Here is a 20,643-nt window from a genome sequence, read left to right as displayed (position 1 = left end):
GGGGGCTAACCCGAGTTGCGCAGGGCGGTGGCCAGGCCGTTCATGGTGAGCAGGATGCCGCGTTTGACCAGTTCGGAATCGTCCCCGGCGCGCAGCCTGCGCAGCAGTTCCACCTGCATCTGGTTCAGCGGCTCCAGGTAGGGGAAGCGGTTGTGGATGGACTCGGCCAGCGACGGGTTGTCGGCCAGCAGGTGGTCGTTGCCGGTGATCGCGGCGTGCATGCGGACGGTTCTGGCGTGTTCGTCGCGGATCATGCCGAAGATGTGCTCCCGCAGGGCCACATCCTCCACGAGTTCGGCGTAGCGGGCGGCGATGTCCAGATCGCTCTTGGCCATCACCTGCGCCAGGTTGGACAGCACGGTGCGGAAGAACGGCCAGCGGCGGTACAGATCGGCCAGAGTCGCCAGCCGCTCCGGGTCGCCGCCGATCCACTCCTCCAGTGCGGAGCCGGTGCCGTACCAGCCCGGCAGCATCACCCGCGACTGGCTCCACGACATCACCCAGGGGATGGCGCGCAGGTCCGCGACCGAATTCGTCGGCTTGCGAGAGGCGGGTCTGCTGCCGATGTTCAGATCACCCACTTCGGCGACCGGCGTCGACTGCCGGAAGTAGTCGACGAATCCGGGGGTCTCGTGCACCAGCCGCGCGTACGCGGCGCGGGCGCGGGCGGCCAAGTCGTCCATGATGCCGTAGGACGGCTCGGCGTCGGCGCCCAGGCCCTCCACGTCCAGCAGCGTCGACTCCAAGGTGCCCGCGATCAGCGACTCCAGATTGCGGTGCGCCGCACCGGGTTCGGCGTACTTCGCGGCGATCACCTCGCCCTGCTCGGTGAGCCGCAGCGAGCCGCGCACCGCCCCGGCGGGCTGGGCGAGGATCGCGTCGTAGCTGCGGCCGCCGCCGCGACCGACGGTGCCGCCGCGGCCGTGGAACAGCCGCAACCGGATGCCGGTCTTGCGGGCGACCTCGACCAGATCCAGCTCGGCCCGGTACAGCGCCCAGTTCGCCGCCAGATACCCGCCGTCCTTGTTGGAGTCGGAGTAGCCGAGCATCACTTCTTGGCGCATTCCCCGCGCGGCCACCAGATCGCGATAGACCGGCACCTCCAGCGCCGCCGACAGTGTGGCCGCGCCAGCGCCGAGGTCCTCGATGGTCTCGAACAGCGGGACGATGCCCACCGGGCAGCTCGGCGGCCCGTCCGGCTCCCCCGGGTCTAGCAGTCCGCCTTCCTTCAGCAACAGGGCGGCCTCGAGCAGATCGCTGACCGACGTGCACATGCTGATGATGTAGTTCGGCACGGCCTCCGGGCCGAGGGTGTCCACCACCTCGCGGGCGGCGCTGACGATGCCGAGTTCCTTGTCGGCCAGTTCGCTCAACCGGGCGTGCGGGCCGAGCAGCGGGCGGCGGGTGCGCAGTTCGGCGGCGAGCAGTTCCACCCGATCCGGCTCCGGCAGGCTCGCGTAGTCGGCATGCACCCCCGCCCAGGCCAGCAGTTCGGCGACGACCTGTTCGTGCACCTCGGAGTTCTGGCGCAGATCCAGGCTCTGCAAATGGAAGCCGAACGTCTCCACGGCGTGCCGCAGCGCGGCGAGCCGGTCGTCGGCGAGCAGGCCGTCGCCGCTGCGCCGCAGCGAGGCATCGATCGCGTCGAGGTCGTCCAGCACGGCCTGCGGAGCCGGGTAGGGCCGCGCCCCTTCGTCCAGTCCGTTCGGCGGCGCCTCCCCGAGCGCGGCCAGCGCGGTGGCGGTCAGCCTGGCCCGGATGTGGTGCAGCGCGCGGCGATACGGCTCGTCGGCGTGCGTGGCCGGATCGGGGTAACCGCTCTCGGCGAGCGCGGCGACCTCGGGCGTCACGGCCACCAGCCGGGCCGACAACGACAGTGTCTTCTCCAGTTCCACCAGGTCGCGCAGGTAGCGCTCGAACGCGACGCCCGCGGCGCGGTAGGCGGCCTGCCGCACCACCTCGGCCGTGACGAACGGGTTGCCGTCGCGGTCGCCGCCGATCCAGGAGCCGGGACGCAGCATCGGGCGCGGCAGCAGCTCGACTCCCGGCCAGCGGGAGCGCAGCGCGGCGCGCACCTCGGCGTTGATCGCCGGGATCACGTCGAGCAGGGTCAGGTCGTAGTAGCGCAGACCCACCGAGATCTCGTCCTGGATACGCAGGCGGGCCAAGCGGATGAGCGCGGTACGCCACAGGCTCAGCACCTGGCGGCGGATGCGCCGCTCCAGATCGGCCCGCTCGCGCTCGTTCTCGGCGTAGCGCTGGCGCAGGCGCATCAACTCGGTGATCCGGGCCTGCGCGTCGAAGACGGTGCGGCGGCGCGTCTCGGTCGGGTGCGCGGTGATCACCGGCGACACCAGCGCGTCCGACAGCAGGTCCGCGACGCGGGTTCCGTCCAGCGCCGCGGCGTCCAGCTTGCGGTAGGTGGCCGCCAGCGACGAGTCCTGCGGCGGTTCGCCCGCCGTCTCGTGCGCGACGCGGCGGCGGTCGCGCTGGATGTCCTCGGCCAGATTGGCCAGCAGCACGAAGTAGCTGAAGGCGCGGATGAGCGGAAGGGCCACCGCGATGTCCACGCCGTCCAGCATCTGCGCGACGGCGCTGCGCCCGACCTCCTCGCGACGCACCCGGAACGCCTCGATGCGCACCCGTTCGATGAGGTCGAAGACCTCCGGCCCCTCGTGGTCGCGAATGGTGTCACCGAGCACGCCACCGAGAAACCGGATGTCGTCGCGCAGCGGCCGGATGGCGTCCTGCTGGGTCTCGCTCATCGTTTCACCCATGATCAGACAGTATTGCCCTCCGGCCCGCCGGGGAATGCGACGCGGCCCACACCGGCCGCGCCCGGCTCAGCCGGGCAGTTCGGAGAAGCGCAGGTGGTTGCCCCACGGGTCGCGGAATCCGCAGTCACGGACGCCGTACGGCTGCGTGATCGGCTCCTGCGTCACCTCGACGCCTGCGTCGCGCAGCCGGGCGAACGTGGCGTCGACGGCATCGGTGGTGAAGATCAACGTGCCCTGCGCGCCGCTGGCCAGCCGCGCCCGCGCGGCGGCACCGGCCGCCTCGTCCGGCACCATCTCGGGGGTCTCCAGGATGAACTCGATGCCGGGCTGCTTCGCCGGGCCGACGGTCAGCCAGCGGCCCCCGGCGAACGGCAGGTCCGCACGCACTTCGAGGCCGATGACGTCACGGTAGAACTCCAGGGCCTTGTCCTGGTCGGCGACCAGCACGCCGATGTGGGTGAGGGCGAGGTCCGCGCCGTTGCTCATGATGATGCTCCTTTTCTTCGTCAGGGCCGGGCGACAGTACAGACGAGGCGCGCGCGGCGAATTCATCGGCGCTCGGCGCACTGCCGCCATCCGTCGCGCGGGTCGGCGACGAACGCCGCATCCGGCGAGGTGACGCGCGCGCGCCTTCCGGCGGGTGCGCGCCAGGGCACGGCACCGGCCGACGACTCAGCCCGCGTCCAGGGCCGTGAGGTGATCCGCTCGGTGCGACAGCACCTGTTCGAGCAGCGAGACCAGTACCTCCTTGACCGAATCACGTTGCCTGGCATCGCATTCCAGCACCGGGATCCAGTCGTCGAGTTCGAGCGCCTCGCGCACCTCGGCGAGGTCGAAGCGGGTGCCGCCGTCGAAGCGGTTGACCGCGACGACGAAAGGCGTGCCGCGCCCTTCGAAGTAGTCCAGCACCGGGTAGCAGTCGTCGACGCGGCCGGTGTCCACCACGATCACCGCGCCGAGCGCACCGTCGACCAAGTCGTCCCACAGGAAGACGAAACGGTCCTGGCCCGGCGTGCCGAACAGGTACAGCAGCAGCGAGCTGTCCAGGGTGATGCGCCCGAAATCCAGGGCGACGGTGGTCTGCGTCTTGTCGACCCGATGTCCCGCGTCGTCCACGCCGACGGCCATCTCGGTCATCGCCGCCTCGGTCACCAGCGGCTCGATTTCGGAGATGGCTCCGATGAACGTCGTCTTCCCTACCCCGAAACCGCCGCTGACCACGATTTTCACCGAGGACGGCATGGTCGGGGTTCGCATGTCAGAGTGCCCGGACAAGGTCCCTGATCCTCTCGATGGCGGCGGCGGTGAGCTGGTCGGCGGAGCGCACGGAGACGTACCCGGTGGCGGCGAGATCGCTGACCACGACCTTGGCGACGCCGATCGGGACGCCGAGCGCGACGCCGATCTCGGCGATGGAATGCGGCCGCTGGCACAGCCGCACGAGAGTGCGCTGCTCGAAGCGCAGCGGCGCGGACAGCGCGGCCGGATCGGCCCACACCATCGTCTCGATGCGCAGTCCGTCCAGCAGCGGTGTGGTGCGCCCGGCGGTGACCACGAAGGGGCGCACGAAACGGTCTGCTCCGAAAGCGGGCTCGTGTCTCATCGCCGCAGCGACCCGCGCAGTTCGGCGATGAGCGCGGGGTCGAGCAGCGCGCCCGCGCGCTCGGCGAGCACCGCCATCTCGTAGCCGACCAGGCCGACGTCGCAACCGCTGTCGGCGATCACGCCCAGACAGCTGCCGTCCCCCATGGCGGAGACCAGCAGGAACCCGCGTTTCATCTCGATCATGATCAGCTTCAGGCCGTCGAAGGAGTAACTGCGCGAGGCGCTGCGGGCCAGCCCGGCCAGCCCGGACACCATCGCGGCGAGCCGGTCGGCGGAGGCGCGGTCCAAGCCGTCGGACATGGCGATGAGCAGGCCGTCGGAGGACACCGCGACCGCCTCGCGCACACCGTCGGTCGCGCGAACGAAGTTGGCCAGCATCCAATTGAACGTGTGCGGGTCGGCGCTCGATATGGGGGTGGTCACCGGATCTCCTCTGTCATGGTCGCGGGCTGGAATTCGGACGCCGCGGCGGCGGCGTGGATGCGGTCGTTCCGCGCGGGAGCGGCGTGTCGTGCGGGCGCGCCGCGCTGATGTCCCGCCCGGAAGGCGGACAGCATGCCGCGGATCTCCTCGGGCGAGCGCTCGACCACGGGCGCCTGCTCCGGCCGGGGCTCCGCGTCGGGCCGCACGCGAGCCGACGCTGCCCGGGCCTTCTTGTTTCGTTTCACCAAGCCGTTCTTGGTGTGCCGCGCCGCGGGTTGGTCCGGCGCTGGATCGGATCGTCCTCCCGCGCGGCGGGATTCGACGAGTCCTGCGCTCGCCGCCGGCCCGGATCGCGACACGACGAGCTGGGTGTAGGGCGCCGATCCGGCGATCGGCCCATCAGCCCCGGCGATCGGCCCGTCAGCCGCGGTGGTCCGCCCGTCAGCCCCGGTGGTCCGCCCATCAGCCCCGGTGGTCCGCCCATCAGCCCCGGTGGTCCGCCCGTCAGCCGCGGTGGTCCGCCCATCAGCCCCGGCGATCGGCCCGTCAGCCGCGGTGGTCCGCCCATCAGCCCCGGCGGTCCACCCATCAGCCCCGGCGGTCCACCCATCAGCCCCGGCGATCGACCCATCAGCCGCGGTGGCCGCAGTGGCCGACGCGGTGGCCGCGGTGGCCGTACCGGGCCGCGGCGCACTTGAACCCATCGCAGCGGAATCGCGCTCCGTGGCGGTTCGGGAGGCGGATTCGGTGGCCCGCCCGCAGGGGGCTTGTCCGATGGACTCGTCGCGGAGTTGCGGCTCGGTGTCGAGCATGCCGGGCGGCAGGGTCAGGCGCGCGACGATGCCGCTGACCGGGGAGACGCTGAGTTCCACGCCGATGCCGAGCCGCTCGGCGAGCCTGCCGACCACGTAGTGGCCGAGATGACGGGTGGGCGCGACGACGAAGTCCTGCTCGCCGCGCAACCGCGCGTTGGCCTGGGCCAAGTGCTCGGCGGGCATGCCGACGCCGTGGTCGACCACCGCGAGCAGGTACCCGTTCGGCCCGGCGCGGCCGTAGATCTCCACCTCGACATCCGGTGGCGAGAACGCGAGCCCGTTCTCGATCAACTCCGCGAGCATGTGGGCCAGCTCGCTGGCCGCCGCGCCGGTGATGAGCACCTCGTCCATCCGCCGCAGCGCCACCCTGCGGTAGTCGTCGACCTCGGACAGCCCCGCGCGGATCACGTCGCTCAGCGGGATCGGTTCGGCCCAGCGGCGCGGGCCCGCCTCGCCGACCAGCACGAGCAGGCTCTCGGCGTTGCGGCGCATCCTGGTGGCCAGATGGTCGAGCTCGAACAGGTTCGACAGCGCCTTGGGATCGAGCTCCTCGCGCTCGAATTCGCTGATCAGGCCGAGCTGGCGGCGGACGAGATTCTGATTGCGGCGAGCCAGGCTGACCATCGACTCGGTGGTGTTGCGGCGCACCAGCGCCTGCTCCGACGCGAGGTCGAAGGCGGTGGACTGCACCCGATCCAGCGCGCGGGCCACGGCCGCGATCTCGACGCTCGCACCGTGCGGCGTTCGCACCGGGGCGGGTGGGTCCGGCGGCCGGGTGTCGTCGCCGGTGCGCCAGGCCGAGATCACCTCGGGCAGCCGCCGACCGGACACGTCGTCGGCATCCGCGGCCAGCGTGGCCAGCGGCCGGACGATCGCGCGCACCGCGGCGACGACGAGAGCCACCTCCACCGCGATCGCCGCCAGCGCGGCCAGCACGAACGCGCCGAGGGTCACGGCGGCGGCGCGGAGCAACACTTCCGCGCGCTGCCGCACGTCGGCGCCGACCGACTGCTGCACCGTGCGCTGCTCGTCGATGACCGCGGTCATCCGTGCCCACCAGGCGATCGGATCGACCGGGCGCGCCAGCGGCCCGGCGCTGGAGGCGATCGCGATGTTCTCCGCCTCAGCGGCCGCGACCGCGTCGGCGCCGTCCAGCACGGCGTCCAGGCGCGCCTGCTGTGCCCCGGTCGCGTCGCGGGCGAACGCGGACAGACCGGCCAGCTTGGCCGCGCGGATGTCGAGGAACTGCACGTACTCGCCAGGACCGAAGGCGTCGGCGGCGAAGACGCCGTTCAGGAAGCCGCGCTCGCGCGCCGTCTGCTCCTTCGCCTCACCCAGCGCGTACAGCGCTTGCAGCCCGTGCCGGACCACCGGGTCTGCGGCCTGGTCGAGACCGAGGAACAGGTGGTTCAGCGCGTCGATGGCGTCGGTGTAGTACTGGAACGCCGCCTGCCGGGACGTGCGGCGCTCGTCGATCCTGGACCTCGTCGCGTCCAGATCGGTGAGCGGCCGTGTGGCGGCTCGCACCCGCTCCGCGCCGGGCGGTCCGTCCGCCACCGCCTGCCGCAGGGCCTGCATGGCGCGGTCGACCGCGCCGCGCTGATCGTCCACCGGCTGCCGCAGGCGTTGGTCGCCGCCGAGCAGACCATTGGTCAGGCCGCGCTCGCGCTGTGTCTCGTGCACCAGATCCTGCACCGTCAGCGCCAGCGCCACCCCCGCCACCGTGTTCTCGCTCTTCCGGTAGGCGTCCAGCTCGCTCGCCACCATCCCGCCCAGCAACGCGAGTACCAGAACGAGCGACACCATGAGGATGCGGGCCAGCTGCCCGCGGATGGTTCGCGGACGCACTATCGCGCTGCCGGACACTTGGCGTTCACCGTCGAGGGTGCGGAGCGCGACAGCCGGTGTGCCGCCGGAATTCTCCGGTCGTCCAGGTGACCGCTCCACCCTTGCTCCTCCGATCAGCCGCCACGCCTGCGCCGCAGCGAGCACGCGGAAATCAAGGGGAAACTGTCACAGGCCCCACCCTTCGTCAACGCGAGAATCGGGCAAAACGGACACTGTGCGGACTTCTAAACACACTGGCAACGAGGGGTTACGAGCATGACAAAACCGGCATCCGCAGCACGCGAGCGGAAGCCCAGTTCCGTTGCCTCATACCCGCCTTCGCCCGCCGCGAAACCTCCCGGGCCGGCTCTGATACAGTCCGGCGCGACACACCCGAAGGGCAAGAGGGCTGGATGGCGCACCGAATTACGTTGGTTCCCTTGACGATCGCACTCGCGTTGGGATTGGCCGCCTGCGGCGACGAGTCCGGCGGTTCGCCCGCGGCGACCACGACGCAAGCCGCGAGCACAGCCACGCAGCTCTTCGATCCCTGCACCGGCATCCCCGACGCCGCGCTGACGAGCGCCGGACTCGACCCGGCCAGCAAACAGGTCGGCGTCGGCGGTGTGAAGCAGCCCGGCTGGGAGATCTGCGGATGGAAGGGTGCCGACTTCACCCTCGGCGTGTTCTCCAACGGCATGTCCGTGGCCGAGTTCGAGCGGAAGCCGGGCAATGTCGACTTCCAGGACGTCACCATCGCCGGACGGCCGGGACGCCAGTTCCGCGTCGACGACGCCGCCAAAGACCAGATGTGCGACGTGCTGTTCCCCGCCCGGCAGGGCCTGCTGCAACTGACCTTGGTCAACAAGACCGCGGACCAGAACCCCTGCGATCGCCTCGCCACCATCGGCCAGGCGATCGTCCCGGCCCTGCCGAAGTAGCGGTCAGCTACCAGCCAGGATGCCCAGCACCTCGTCGGAGGTGTAGAAGGGTGCGAGGCGCTCGCGGATCAGCCCGGCGAGAACGCCGTCGCGCTTCGCGCCCTCGATGACCGCCGGTCCGTACCGCAGGATCTCCTTGACGATGTCGTCGCCGGTCAGGCCGAGTTCGGGCAGCATGGCCGCCACGGTGTAATCGCCGTACTTGGTGAAGAACACCTCCACGCACTCGTCGAGCAGCAGACCGAAGTACTCCTTCTCCCTGGTGGTGACGGCGATCTCGTAGCACAGCAGCACCAGCTCGTTGAGGTCCTTCTGGCTGAGGTAGTCGCGCAGGCCGCTGACCGGTTCGTCGGCGTGCAGATCCCAGAACTCCATCGCGGCGGCGTGCACCGGAGCGTCGCGCAGCATCTCGCGGATGGCGTTGTTGGTGCGCTTGAGCGCGAACAGCGCGCCCTTGCCCGCAAGGTCGCCGACGAACGTGCCGTCGGCGGCCTTCTTCGCTCGATTGGCCGCGGACTGGCCCAGCGACATCAGCGAGGACACACCGGGGATCTTCTCCGCGCGCTCCCGGTTGGCCTGCATGAAATCGTTGATCAGCTTGTCCACGAACTTCGAGGCGACGGTGGCCACCAGCGGGCTCTCGGTGAGCCGGTCCAGGATGCGCTCCTGGGCCTGGTGCATGCCGAAGATCTTCTCCAGCAGCGCCTCCACCGGCTCGCGCTCGACCACCTCGCCGAGCGTGTAGTCGTTGTTGGCGGCGATGTGGTCGTAGATCGAGTCGGCGAACACCCCGACCATGTCGGCGAAAACCGGACTGCCGCCGATCAACTCGACTACGGTGCGGACGGTCTGCTTGGCCTGCCCGAGCTCCACGACGTCGCGGAGGACGAGCGTGTCGGCGACACCGAGCACCGCCTCGGTGTCGCGCGCGACCACCTCCGCGAAACGCTCGCCGGTCACCTCGGCGAGCAAGAACGCCACCTGGGCGTCCAGTAACCGTTCGGCGATCTCACGCGGCTCGCTCATCGAATTCCACCCATCGTCCGGCGCGCCCGGCGCGGATCACGACTGGTGCGGGTCGGGGTCGTTGCCGTGCAACGACTTCCGGATCCGGTCCAGGCGCTCACGCGCGGCCTGCTCACGTGCCTGCCATTGTTCGTCAACGCTGCGGCCCGCCGGAGTCTGCCGGTCGAGTTCGCCCATCCCCTGCGCGGCCCCGTAGCGATGCTCGACCTTATCGCGAACTGACTCGAAAGTAGGAACACCGGAGGCCGAATATCCGCCGCCGCCGGCGGACTCCGGCATACCCGGCGGCGGTACCGGTACCGCCGGTACCGTGGAACTGCCGCCCACCTGGCCCGACGCATCCGGCGTCGGCGGTGCGAGCACGGGCTCGCCGGGTGGGGTGGTAGGAGTCACATCGCCGCCCCCTGCCGCATCGCCGGTTTCCAGCAGGCCGACCAGCGCCGCGTGGACCGCCGCGAACCCGGAACGCCCCGCGGTGGCGGCCAGCAGCACACCGGCCAGCTCCGCGTCGGACAGTCCGGCCAGCCGGCTCGCGATATCGCTGTTGTCGCTCATACCGCCAGGCTACGCACGCTCGACCGCCAACGGCCGTTCACGACCGCACGCGCGCGCCCGCCCACTCGCGCACCAGGTCGTACCAGGCCGAGCCGCCGACGACGATCAGATCGTTGTGCCCGGCACCAGGGAAGACGACCAGCCGTTTCGGCTCGCGCGCCGCGGCGTAGAGCCGCCGCGCGTGCCGCAGCGGCAGCAATTCGTCCTGATCGCCGTGCATGATCAGCACCGGGGAGCGCAGCGCGCGAATGCGGCGTTCGTTCGGATAGGCGTTCGGCACCAGCGGCGCGGGCAGGAACGGATACACCGAGCGCGCCGCGTCCCGCAGGCCGCTGAACGTGGACATCAGCATCACTCCGGCAGGCGGATGGTGCTGCGCCAGTTCGAGCACGACACCGCCGCCGAGGGACTTGCCCAGGTACAGCACGCGATTCGGATCGACACCGGGTTGCGCCAGCAACGCGCTGCGCGCCGCCCGCGCGTCCAGGTAGGTACCGTGCTCGGTCGGTTTCCCGGTGCTGCGCCCGTATCCGCGGTAGTCGAAGGCCAGCACGTCGAAACCGGCCTCGGTGAGCAGCGCGAAGATCGGCACCCGGTCGCCGAGATTGCCCGCGTTGCCGTGCGCGAACAGGATGTGCCCGACCGGATCGCGGGCAGGCATCCACCACGCGTGCACCGTCTCACCGTCCGAGGTGGGCAGCGACAGGTCGGTGTACTCCATGCCGAGTACCGCCGGAGTCTGCAGCACTGTCCGCTCCGGCAGATAGGTCAGCGCGTTGAGGATCGGACGGGCCGGGTGTCGCACGTCAGCCCCGCAGCACCGCGCCTACCGCGTCAGCCGCCGCCGCGACCGCCGCGTCGCGCGCGGCACTGGCCTCGTCCTCGGTGAGCGTCCGGTCGGTGGCCCGGAAACGCAGGGCGTAGGTGAGCGACTTGCGCCCCTCACCCGCCTGAGCGCCCTCGTACACGTCGAACAGCGCGATGTCCTCCAGCAGTTCGCCACCGCCGGTGCGCAGCGCGGACTCGACGGAGGCCGCCGGGATCGCCTTCTCGACGCTCACCGAGACGTCTTGGAGCACCGCGGGGAACGGCGACACGATCGGGACCGGCCGGGATTCTCGCAGCGGCAGCGCGTCCAAGTCGAGTTCGACGGCACAGGTGCGCGGCGGCAGACCGGAGCGTTCCAGCACGGCGGGATGCAGCTCACCCGCGTGGCCGACGACCGTTCCGTCCACCACCAGCTCGGCGCAGCGACCGGGATGCCAGGGCAGATGAGCCGCCGGACGGCGCTCGATGGTCACGCCGGCCGCGTCACCGACGGCGTCGGCGAGGGCGAACGTGTCGGCGGCTTCGGCCGGACGACCCGGCCCCCACGGCCCGCGCGGCTCGCGGCGGCCGGTCAGGACGGCGGCCACGTGCACCGGCTGCTCGGGCAGCGATTCCAGCAGCTCGGCGATCTCCTCGTCGGTGGGACGCCGGTCCACCGGCAGCGGATCGACCGGCCTGGTGTTCGCCCCCGGCAGCACGACTTGCGCGATGCCGTAGATCGCCAGGTCACGCGCGCCGCGCGAGATGTTGCGGACGGCCACCTCCAGCAGGCCGGGCAGCAGGGTGGTGGCCAGCTCGGCACGTTCCACGTCGAGCGGGTTCAGCACCTTCGTGGTGGCGCGGCGCGGGTCGTCGGCGTCCAGACCCCAGGTGTCGAACACTCCGGCGGGCAGGAACACCGGCGGCGGGACCTCCACGGCCCCGGCGAACGCCAGCGCGCGGCTGACGGCGCGGCGACGGCGCTGGGTCGGCGTGAGCCCGCGCCCGGCCGGTGCGGTGGGCAGCACGGACGGGATCTGCTCGAGACCCTCCAGCCGCAGCACCTCCTCCACCAGGTCGGCGGGCTGGGCCAGGTCGGGACGCCAGCTCGGCGGGGTCACCACCAGCTGACCGTGCCCGGCTTCGCTGACGCCCACCTCGACCGTGCAGCCGATCTGGGCCAGGCGGCGCGCCGATGTCCCGGTCGGGTAGGTGACGCCCGCGACGCGGTCGGCCAGATCGATGTCCATCCGGATGGGCTCGGGAGCCGGGACCGGGACGCGGATGTCGGTCAACACGGGTTCGATCGTGCCGCCGGCGATCTCGGCGAGCAGCGTGGCCGCCCGATCGAGCGCGGCCACGTTGATCTCCGGATCGACGACCCGCTCGTACCGCTTACCCGCCTCCGACACCAGCTTGTGCCTGCGCGCGGTGCGGTAGATCAGCAACGGGTTCCAGGTGGCCGCCTCGAGCAGGATGTCGGTGCTCTCCGCGCCGACCTCGGTGCTCGCGCCGCCCATCACCCCGGCCAGCGAGATGACGCCGGAATCGTCGGCGATCACCACGTCCTCGGCGTCGAGCGTGCGCTCCACGTCGTCCAGGGTGCGCAGCGTCTCGCCTCGGTGCGCGGAGCGGACCACCAGACCACCGGAGACCTTGCTCGCGTCGAAGGCGTGCAGCGGCTGCCCCAGCTCCAGCATCACGTAGTTGGTGACGTCCACCGCGGGCGAGATCGGGCGCACGCCCGACAGCAACAGCCTGCGCTGCAACCACCAGGGACTCACCGCGTTCGGGTCTACGCCGGTGACCCGCCGTGCCGCGAAACGGGTGCACCGGGAGTCCGGCTCGACCCGGATCGACCAGGCTTGCTGCTCGTGGTCGGGCAGGGTGCGCACCGCCGGATCGGCGTACTCGAGATCGAAGCCGCAGGCCAGCTCGCGCGCCAGGCCGCGAACCGAGAAGCAGTAGCCGCGATCGGGCGTGATGTTCAGCTCGACGACCGTGTCGTCCAGACCGAGCAGCGCGTTGGCGTCCGCGCCCGGCTCCGCGGTGCCCGGTTCCAGCACCAGGATGCCGGAATGGTCCTTGCCGATGCCCAGTTCGGCGACCGAGCAGATCATCCCGTTGGAGACGTGGCCGTAGGTCTTGCGCGAGGTGATCCGGAATCCGCCGGGCAGCACGCCGCCGGGCAACACCACCACCACCAGGTCACCGACCCGGAAATTCCGCGCGCCGCAGATGATCTCCTGCAACTCGGGCTTGCCGATGTCCACCTTGCAGAAGCGGATCGGCTTCTTGAACTCGGTCAGTTCGGTGATCTCGGCGACGCGGCCGACCACCAGCGGCGCGCCGCCCTCCTCCGTGCCCGTGATCCGCTCCAGCTTGTCGAGCTCTTCGACTTCCAGCCCGACCCGGACGAATCCCGCGTCGAGCTCCTCCGGCGTCACCGACCACTCCGGGTTGGTGCGCTGGATGATGTCGGTCAGCCAGGACTGCGCTACTCGCACTTGACGTTTCGCTCTCTCGATCGAAGGGTGGGGTCAGGACCGGATGCCGAAGGGCAGCGTGAAACGCACGTCGCCCTCGACGATGTCGCGCATGTCCGGGATGCCGTTGCGGAACTGCAGCGTGCGCTCCAGGCCCATGCCGAACGCGAACCCGCTGTACACCTCGGGATCGATCCCGCTGGCGATCAGCACCTTCGGGTTCACCATGCCGCAGCCGCCCCATTCGACCCAGCCCGCACCGCCCTTCTTGTCCGGGAACCACACGTCGACCTCGGCGGAGGGCTCGGTGAACGGAAAGTAGTTGGGACGCATGCGCGTACGGGTCTGCGGCCCGAACAGCGCGCGGGCGAACGCGTCCAGCGTGCCGCGCAGATGCGCCATGGTCAGGCCCTTGTCCACCGCCAGACCCTCGACCTGGGAGAACACCGGGGTGTGCGTGGCGTCCAGTTCGTCGGTGCGGAAGGTGCGTCCGGGGCAGACCACATAGATCGGCAGCTCGCGTTCCAGCATCGAGCGCACCTGCACCGGCGAGGTGTGCGTGCGCAGCACCTGGCGCGAGCCCTCCGGCGCGATGTGGAAGGTGTCCTGCATGGTGCGGGCCGGATGGTCGGGCAGGAAGTTGAGCGCGTCGAAGTTGAAGTGCTCGGTCTCCACCTCGGGACCTTCGGCGACCTCCCAGCCCATGGCGACGAACACGTCGGCGATCTGCTCGGAGATGACGGTGATCGGATGCCGCGCGCCGACGGCCGCCCTGCGCGCGGGCAGCGTCACGTCGATGGTCTCGGCGACCAGCACGGCGGCGTCGCGCTCGGCCAGCAACGCGGCGCGGCGGGACTCGAACGCCTCCGACACCCTGGACCTGGCGACGTTGACCCGTTTGCCCGCGTCGGCCTTCTCCGATTTGGGCAGGCTGCCCAGCGCGCGTTGCGCCAGCGCCAGCGGCGCCTTGCCGCCGAGGTGCTCGGTTTTCGCGACCGCGAGCGCATCCAGGTCGGCGGCAGCGGCGAACGCCTTCTCGGCGGCCGCCGCTGCCGCGGCCAGTGCCTCCTCGGTCAGCGCTGCGTTCTGCTCGCCTGCGTCGATGTCGTCGGCCACGATGCTCCGTCTCTCCCCTGGGGATCAATTCGCGGGCGCCGCTGCTCGCCTGCCCGCATTGCTGCTGGTCGCAATCGTATTCGATGGGCATTGACGGATTCACGCGGATTACCCACCGCGCCGCGCGAGCCGTGTGGTAGCTCGGCTGTCACACACCCGGACGTGCCAGGCCCCGGCGGGGAACGATGTCCCGCACCGTCACCCGTCCCGAACGGCACAGACCGCCACCACCTCGCAGGCGGCGGGTCGAGAGCGAGCAGTTCCGGCGGCTGCCCCGGAACGCCCGGCCAGGGCGGTAGCCTGCGGCCGGGCGTCGCGCGACAGTTCGGCGGTCAGCGCGCGGCGGTGACGTGGGCTGGCAGCAACCGCGACACCAGTGCGCCGACCGCGACGATCGCGGCGCCGACCCACACCGCGGGCACCAGTCCGTCGACATAGCTCTGCGGGTCCAGGTAGGAGCCCCGCGCCGCGAACACCGACGCCAGCACCGCGACGCCCATGGCGACACCGATTTCCCGCAGGGTGTTGTTGGTTCCCGAGGCGATCGCGCGGTCCTGCTCCGCGGCCGCGGCCATCACCACGGTGGCGCTCGGCGCGAAGGTCAGGCCCATGCCGATGCCGCCGAGCACGAACGGACCCACGAACGACAGATAACTCGCGTCGACGGAGGTGACCGCGGCCATCCAGGCCAGCGCGACGGCGAGCGCCATCTGCCCGGTGGTGAGCAAGGCACGGGCGCCGACCTTGTCGACGATCAGACCCGCCAGCGGAGCGACGACCATCGGCGCCATCGTCCACGGCATGGTCCGGATACCGGATTGCAGCGGACCGTAGCCCTGCACGATCTGGAAGTACTGGGCGAGCAGGAAGATCGAGCCGAAGACGCCCATCGAGAAGGTGAAGCCGGTCACGTTGCTCACCCGGAACGCGCGGGAGCGGAACAAACGCAGCGGCAGCATCGGCTCCGGCGCGCGCAGCTCCCAGACGATCAGGCAGCCGAGCAGCACCGCGCCGCCGACCAGCGCGGACAGCACGCCAGGAGACGTCCAGCCGTCCTCGGCGCCGTGGATCACGCCCCACACCACGGCGAGCACGCCGCCCGCCGACAGCAGCAGCCCCAGCAGGTCGACCCGCCTGCTGCCGCCCCACGACTCCGTCAGCACCCTCAGCGCGAACGGCAGCACGACCAGGCCGATCGGCACGTTGACCCAGAAGATCCACTGCCAGCTCAGTCCCTCGACGACGGCGCCGCCGATGAGCGGGCCCAGCGCGACGCCGAGGCCGGCGATCCCGCCCCAGATGCCGATGGCGGCGCTGCGCATCTTCTCCGGCACCGCGGCCGACAACAGCGTCAGCGACAGCGGCATGACGCCGGCGGCCCCGAAGCCCTGTACCGCCCGCGCCGCGATGAGCATGCCCGGTCCGGCCGCCAGCGCGCAGACCGCGGAAGCCAGCGTGAACACCGCGATGCCGAGCAGGAAGATCCGCCGCCTGCCGAGCCGGTCACCGAGGGCGGAGGCGGTGAGCAGCAAAGAGGCGAACGACAGCGTGTAGGCGTTGACGAACCATTGCAGGTCGGCCAGCGAAGCGCCCAGCTCGGTGCGGATCACCGGCAGCGCGTTGGTCACGACCAGGTTGTCCAGCGTGACCATGAACATCGGGATACCGACCGCCGCGAGCACGGCGGCGAGCCTGCCCGCGCCGAGGGATTCCGGCACGGCGGCAGGCGCGGTGGAGGGGAGTGTCTCGGTCATTTCCAGCCTTAGTTGTAATCGACTGATAACTAATGTCTCGAACAGTATGCATCGACTGATAACATGTCAAGGCAAGCGTGGACCAGCGAAAACGGAGCACCATGGCGACAACGAACAGGATGACAGCCGCCGAGCGGGGCGAGCAGGTGCTGGGCGCGGCGGTCTCCGCGTTCGCCGAAGCCGGTTACGCCGCCACCCGCACCGACGAGATCGCCCGCCGATCGGGCGTGTCACAGCCCTACGTGATCCGGTTGTTCGGCACCAAGCAGAACCTGTTCCGCGCCGCGTTGCATCGCGTGTGCGACCGGATCGAGGAGATCTTCCGTGCCGCGCGCGCCGAGGCGGCTCCCGACGCGCCGCCGGAGGAAGCCCTCGCCGCCCTCGCCAGCGGCTATTCGGTGTTCCTCGCCGAACGCGAACTGCTCCAACTGCTGCTGCACGGCTTCGCGGCCAGCGCGGACCCGGAGATCGGCGACCAGGTCAGGTCTCGTTTCGGCGATATCTACCGCCTCATCCGCGACCTGACCGGAGCGCCGGAAACCGAGACGCGCCGCTTCCTCGCCACCGGAATGCTGCTCACCGTGATGAGCGCGATGCGAGTGGCGGGCCCGGACGCGGTGCCCGCGACATGGGCAACGGAAATCCTCGCGGACCTCGCCACCGAAGGCGACTGACGACCTCCGGCTACTCCGCGGCGCGACACGGCCCGATAGCGAGACCGTGATACCTGGCCGCCCGCGCCCGGCCTCGACGAACCGCACAACAGAAGCCGAGCCCCAAAACCGACGCGCCCAGCCCACCACAACCACCGGTTTCGAGCGAAGCGAGACCGAGCCTGTTCCGTTCGCGGCCCGGCTCGCGTTCGAGCGGCCGCCGCGTACGCGACGAAGGAGCAAGCGGCGGCCGCTCGAACGCGAGCCACAAAGGGGCCGCGAACACGCCGCGCCGAAGGCGCGGCAAATCAATACCGCACCCGCGAGTTGGCGTAGAGGCAGATCGCGGCGGCCGTCGCGAGATTCAGGCTTTCGGCGCGGCCGCGGATGGGGATGCGGATGCGGTGGTCGGCGCGGCGCGCGACGGCCGGGTCCAGGCCGTGCGCCTCGTTGCCGAACAGCCAGGCCACCGGTCGGGTGAACAGTTCGTCGGCGTCGTCGAGGTCGACTTCGCCGTTCGCCGCGGTCGCCAGGATCGTGATGCCCGCCGCGGCGATCGAATCCAGCGTCTCGGCGACATCGCGGTGCCGGGCGATCGGCACGTGGAAGATGCTGCCCGCGCTGGCTCGCACGCACTTGCCGTTGTGCGGGTCGACCGTGTCGCCCGCCAGCACCACACCGTCGGCCCCGACGGCGTCGGCGACCCGGATGACCGTGCCCGCGTTCCCCGGCTCGGCCATCTCCACCGGAACGGCGAGCATTCGGGGTCCGGCGTCGAGAATCCGGGTCAGTGGCACGTCGAGCAGATCGCAGACCGCCACCAAGCCCGGCGCCGTGACCGTCTCGGCGAGATGCTGCGCCGCCCGATCACTGACCAGCGTGGTGCGCACCCCCGCCGCGGCGGCCCCCGCGATCAGCGCGTGATCGCGTTCGGCGGCCGCCTGCGAATAGAACAGCTCGTGGACGCGCGCGGTCTCCAAGGCCGCGGCGACGGCGTTGGCCCCTTCGGCGAGGAATCGTCCCGCCTTCCGGCGCTGCGCTCCGCGCTGGAGCTTGACAGCGGAAACGACCCGCGGATTGCGCTCACTGAGCGCTTCCACGGGTCGTTCCGGAAGTCTTTCGGTCGTCAACGAACGCGACTCAGGCGGCCGGCGCGTTGACATCCTGCGGCAGGGCGGCCTTGGCGACCGCGACGAGACCGGCGAACGCCTCGGCGTCCGATACCGCGAGCTCGGCGAGGATCTTGCGGTCCACCTCCACACCGGCGGCCTTCAGGCCCTGGATGAAGCGGTTGTAGGTGATGTCGTTGATCCGCGCGGCGGCGTTGATGCGCGCGATCCACAGCTTGCGGAAGTCACCCTTGCGCGCCCGGCGGTCCCGGTAGGCGTAGGTGAGCGAGTGCAGCTGCTGCTCCTTGGCCTTGCGGTACAGCCGCGAGCGCTGGCCGCGGTAGCCCTTGGAGGCCTCGAGGATGGAACGGCGCTTCTTCTGAGCGTTGACGGCCCTTTTGACGCGTGCCACTGGTCAGTCCTGTTCGATCTGGGGGCGCGGGGCGGCGCCCGGAAATGGGTCGGGGGTGGCGACGGAGATGCTCCGGTCGCGGGTGCGTGCCGGTCTGCGCGAAGGCGCGATCAGAGACCGAGCAGCTTCTTCACGCGACGGACGTCGGCGGCGGCGACGACCTCCACGCCGTCCAGACGACGAGTGCGGCGGGAGGGCTTGTGCTCGAACAGGTGGCGACGGTTCGCCTGCTGGCGCAGCAGCTTGCCTTTACCGGACACCTTGAATCGCTTCGAGGCGCCGCTGTGCGTCTTCATCTTCGGCATGGATTCCTCATATCTGTCGTCCCGGCGGTCGGGGCGGACCGCCGGTGTTCTGATCGGTGTTACTGCGGGCCGGCCGTCTCGGCCTGCTCCGCGACGGGCTGACCGGCCGGGGCGGCGCTGGGGGCCGGGCGCGGGGCCGACTCCTGCTGCGCCTTCACCCGGGTCTTCGCGCCCTTGTGGGGGGCGAGGACCATGGTCATGTTGCGACCGTCCTGCTTGGCCGAGGTTTCCACGAAACCGAGGTCGGCGACGTCGGACGCCAGCCGCTGCAGCAGCCGGAAACCGAGTTCGGGGCGGGACTGCTCGCGTCCCCGGAACATGATCGTCACCTTGACCTTGGACCCGGCCTCGAGGAAGCGCACGACGTTGCGCTTCTTGGTCTCGTAGTCGTGGTCGTCGATCTTCGGGCGGAGCTTCTGCTCCTTGATCACCGTCTGCTGCTGGTTCTTCCGAGACTCGCGCGCCTTCTGCGCCGTCTCGTACTTGAACTTGCCGTAGTCCATGATCTTGCAGACCGGCGGACGGGCATCCGGTGCCACCTCGACCAGATCGAGGTCGGCTTCGAGGGCGACGCGTAGTGCATCTTCAACACGCACGATCCCAACCTGCTCACCTCCAGGTCCGATGAGCCGGACCTCGGGAACACGGATGCGATCGTTGATGCGGGTCTCAGTGCTGATGGGGCCTCCTAGGTCAAGCGGTGTCGTCAGACGACCGCGCGCAATAACTGCAACCCCTGTTCAACACGAAGGCCCCGGTGCGGTATTCCGCGACGGGGCCCGATGTCGACCGGTCTCCGACCACGAGCGAACTCGCGTCGACTCTCGCGCGAAAGGTTCTCGATGAGAACCCCGGCACGAGAAACCCGCCCTCACGGGCGGGCGACCGGACCGTTGGGCCGTACGATGACTCGTCGGCAACGGTGGGAGTCGGGCTCCACTTATCAGCCCCGGGGCAAGCCCGGGGCGGTCGTCAGCGGAGAGTCTAACATTCCGTTCGGCTATCGCCGAATCGGGTCGAAAATCCCTTGCCCGGTCATCTTCGGCGTGCCACGCTCCCCCGGTGCTCACACCACGCCGCGACCTGCTGCGATGGCAGTTCGACCTGACCTGGTCACTCGCCGGGATCCACCTCGACACGCTCACACCGGAGGATTTCCTCTGGGAACCCGCCCAGCCCACCTGGACGGTACGCCCAGACGCCGACGGCGTATGGCGGCCGGACTGGGCCGACGTTGAGCCCCACCCGATCCCTGTACCGACGATCGGGTGGCTGACCTGGCACATCGGCTGGTGGTGGGGCACGGCCATCGACCACGTCGAGGGTGTCACCCCGCCCGCACGAGAGGACGTGCACTGGCCCGGTGACGGCTCCGCGGCCGTCGCCTGCCTGCGGGAGCTGCACATCGAATGGGAGCGGGTCCTCGACGGGCTCGACGAGGCCGATCTGGATCGGCCCTCCGCCTATCCGTGGCCCGCCGACGCTGGGTTGACCATCGCCCATCTGGCGGGCTGGGTGAACACGGAGCTGACGAAGAACATCGCGGAGATCGGCCACCTCCGGATGCTCCGGGCGGCGTCGCTAGCCTGAAGGCATGACTGACGAGCTCGACGCCTCCGTACGCGAACTGGCCGACATCCCCGCGGTCGAGGTGATCAGCCGCGCCGCCGTGATGCTGATGAGTTCGGCGGCGGAGAAACTCGGGCTCGCCGACGAGGACCCCGACACCAGCCCGCGCCGCGATCTGGACGAGGCGCGCCGGGTGATCACCGCACTGGCCGGACTCGTGACCGCCTCGGTGGAGTACCTGGGTCCGCACGCCGGACCGATCCGCGAGGGCTTGCAGTCGCTGCAACGCGCCTTCCGTGAGTCCTCCGCGCATCCCGACGAGCCGGGCAAGGGACCGGGCGAGAAGTACACCGGTCCGGTCTACTGATTCGCCGCCGCACGCGGTCGGCCGTGGCACGCGGAACAGCGCGCCGCGCCGGACTGCTGAGCGGCTCGCTCGGGCAGCTCGCGGCGACCCACGCGA

The 20,643-nt window shown here is 70.5% G+C and carries 20 protein-coding genes; 4 read left to right on the top strand and 16 right to left on the bottom strand.

The features are described from left to right. Positions 1 to 5: 5 nt before the first annotated feature. The 6 genes from ppc to ACH49X_RS28120 all read right to left on the bottom strand — a co-directional run bounded on the left by ppc (position 6) and on the right by ACH49X_RS28120 (position 7,567). Complete coding sequence (gene ppc, locus ACH49X_RS28145) at positions 6 to 2,765, bottom strand: phosphoenolpyruvate carboxylase (RefSeq protein WP_357209224.1); 2,760 nt, start codon at positions 2,763 to 2,765, stop codon at positions 6 to 8. A gap of 78 nt (positions 2,766 to 2,843) precedes the next feature. Beyond that, positions 2,844 to 3,263 (bottom strand): VOC family protein, encoded by a 420-nt coding sequence (locus ACH49X_RS28140; protein ID WP_357111317.1) that lies wholly within the window; start codon positions 3,261 to 3,263, stop codon positions 2,844 to 2,846. Positions 3,264 to 3,449: 186 nt separating this feature from the next. After that, the gene (locus tag ACH49X_RS28135; RefSeq protein WP_397071321.1) at positions 3,450 to 3,998 is read right to left on the bottom strand and encodes a GTP-binding protein; all 549 of its coding nucleotides are present in this window, start codon (positions 3,996 to 3,998) and stop codon (positions 3,450 to 3,452) included. Positions 3,999 to 4,035: 37 nt separating this feature from the next. Next, the gene (locus tag ACH49X_RS28130) at positions 4,036 to 4,380 is read right to left on the bottom strand and encodes a DUF742 domain-containing protein (protein WP_195082786.1); all 345 of its coding nucleotides are present in this window, start codon (positions 4,378 to 4,380) and stop codon (positions 4,036 to 4,038) included. Then, the gene (locus ACH49X_RS28125; protein ID WP_357111350.1) at positions 4,377 to 4,760 is read right to left on the bottom strand and encodes a roadblock/LC7 domain-containing protein; all 384 of its coding nucleotides are present in this window, start codon (positions 4,758 to 4,760) and stop codon (positions 4,377 to 4,379) included. Before ACH49X_RS28125 ends, ACH49X_RS28130 begins: the two co-directional genes overlap by 4 nt. 41 nt (positions 4,761 to 4,801) lie before the next feature. Next, entirely contained in the window at positions 4,802 to 7,567 is a 2,766-nt protein-coding gene (locus tag ACH49X_RS28120) for a nitrate- and nitrite sensing domain-containing protein (RefSeq protein WP_357209216.1), read from the bottom strand. A 320-nt stretch (positions 7,568 to 7,887) separates the two neighbouring features. Here ACH49X_RS28120 and ACH49X_RS28115 point away from each other — a divergent pair, with 320 nt between their 5' ends. Further along, positions 7,888 to 8,388, top strand: a complete 501-nt coding sequence (locus ACH49X_RS28115; RefSeq protein WP_195082785.1) for a DUF3558 domain-containing protein — start codon at positions 7,888 to 7,890, stop codon at positions 8,386 to 8,388. 3 nt (positions 8,389 to 8,391) lie between these two features. On the opposite strand, the gene ACH49X_RS28110 is transcribed toward ACH49X_RS28115, so the two are convergent. The 6 genes from ACH49X_RS28110 to ACH49X_RS28085 form a co-directional block, all read right to left on the bottom strand. Next, entirely contained in the window at positions 8,392 to 9,414 is a 1,023-nt protein-coding gene (locus ACH49X_RS28110) for a hypothetical protein (RefSeq protein WP_195082784.1), read from the bottom strand. Positions 9,415 to 9,450: 36 nt separating this feature from the next. Continuing rightward, a complete protein-coding gene (locus tag ACH49X_RS28105) occupies positions 9,451 to 9,969 on the bottom strand; it encodes a hypothetical protein (RefSeq protein WP_357111324.1) in 519 nt (172 codons plus the stop codon). 37 nt (positions 9,970 to 10,006) lie between these two features. Next, positions 10,007 to 10,774 carry an alpha/beta hydrolase gene (locus tag ACH49X_RS28100; RefSeq protein WP_195082782.1) on the bottom strand — a complete coding sequence of 256 codons (768 nt, stop codon included), beginning with the start codon at positions 10,772 to 10,774 and terminating at the stop codon, positions 10,007 to 10,009. Between the two features lies 1 nt (position 10,775). Further along, positions 10,776 to 13,283, bottom strand: coding sequence for a phenylalanine--tRNA ligase subunit beta (gene pheT / locus ACH49X_RS28095; protein WP_357111327.1), 2,508 nt, complete (start codon positions 13,281 to 13,283; stop codon positions 10,776 to 10,778). A gap of 33 nt (positions 13,284 to 13,316) precedes the next feature. Beyond that, positions 13,317 to 14,378, bottom strand: coding sequence for a phenylalanine--tRNA ligase subunit alpha (pheS, locus tag ACH49X_RS28090; RefSeq protein ID WP_067808284.1), 1,062 nt, complete (start codon positions 14,376 to 14,378; stop codon positions 13,317 to 13,319). A gap of 332 nt (positions 14,379 to 14,710) precedes the next feature. Then, positions 14,711 to 16,132: an MFS transporter gene (locus tag ACH49X_RS28085; protein WP_357209217.1), complete on the bottom strand. Its 1,422-nt coding sequence runs from the start codon at positions 16,130 to 16,132 to the stop codon at positions 14,711 to 14,713. A 101-nt stretch (positions 16,133 to 16,233) separates the two neighbouring features. Between ACH49X_RS28085 and ACH49X_RS28080 the strand changes: the two genes are divergently transcribed. Next, a complete protein-coding gene (locus ACH49X_RS28080; protein ID WP_357209219.1) occupies positions 16,234 to 16,806 on the top strand; it encodes a TetR/AcrR family transcriptional regulator in 573 nt (190 codons plus the stop codon). A 287-nt stretch (positions 16,807 to 17,093) separates the two neighbouring features. Here ACH49X_RS28080 and ACH49X_RS28075 read toward each other — a convergent pair whose 3' ends face one another. The 4 genes from ACH49X_RS28075 to infC all read right to left on the bottom strand — a co-directional run bounded on the left by ACH49X_RS28075 (position 17,094) and on the right by infC (position 19,336). Further along, a complete protein-coding gene (locus tag ACH49X_RS28075; RefSeq protein WP_195082779.1) occupies positions 17,094 to 17,885 on the bottom strand; it encodes an RNA methyltransferase in 792 nt (263 codons plus the stop codon). 40 nt (positions 17,886 to 17,925) lie between these two features. Next, the gene (rplT, locus tag ACH49X_RS28070) at positions 17,926 to 18,306 is read right to left on the bottom strand and encodes a 50S ribosomal protein L20 (protein ID WP_039797323.1); all 381 of its coding nucleotides are present in this window, start codon (positions 18,304 to 18,306) and stop codon (positions 17,926 to 17,928) included. 110 nt (positions 18,307 to 18,416) lie between these two features. Further along, a complete protein-coding gene (gene rpmI / locus ACH49X_RS28065; RefSeq protein WP_063022449.1) occupies positions 18,417 to 18,611 on the bottom strand; it encodes a 50S ribosomal protein L35 in 195 nt (64 codons plus the stop codon). Positions 18,612 to 18,670: 59 nt separating this feature from the next. Continuing rightward, on the bottom strand, positions 18,671 to 19,336 hold the full coding sequence (gene infC, locus ACH49X_RS28060) for a translation initiation factor IF-3 (RefSeq protein ID WP_397071319.1): 666 nt from the start codon (positions 19,334 to 19,336) through the stop codon (positions 18,671 to 18,673). A gap of 337 nt (positions 19,337 to 19,673) precedes the next feature. On the opposite strand from infC, the gene ACH49X_RS28055 reads away from it, so the two are divergent. Together ACH49X_RS28055 and ACH49X_RS28050 are read left to right on the top strand one after the other, a co-directional pair. After that, positions 19,674 to 20,201, top strand: a complete 528-nt coding sequence (locus tag ACH49X_RS28055; protein WP_357109570.1) for a DinB family protein — start codon at positions 19,674 to 19,676, stop codon at positions 20,199 to 20,201. A 4-nt stretch (positions 20,202 to 20,205) separates the two neighbouring features. Next, positions 20,206 to 20,547, top strand: coding sequence for a DUF1844 domain-containing protein (locus ACH49X_RS28050; protein WP_039797319.1), 342 nt, complete (start codon positions 20,206 to 20,208; stop codon positions 20,545 to 20,547). The last annotated feature ends 96 nt before the right edge of the window (positions 20,548 to 20,643 follow it).

Origin of the sequence: Nocardia sp. NPDC019323 (genome assembly GCF_044389845.1) — a bacterium.
GTDB lineage: Bacteria > Actinomycetota > Actinomycetes > Mycobacteriales > Mycobacteriaceae > Nocardia > Nocardia implantans.
Note: the sequence above shows the minus strand (reverse complement) of the source record. Positions and strands in the feature narration are given on the sequence as shown.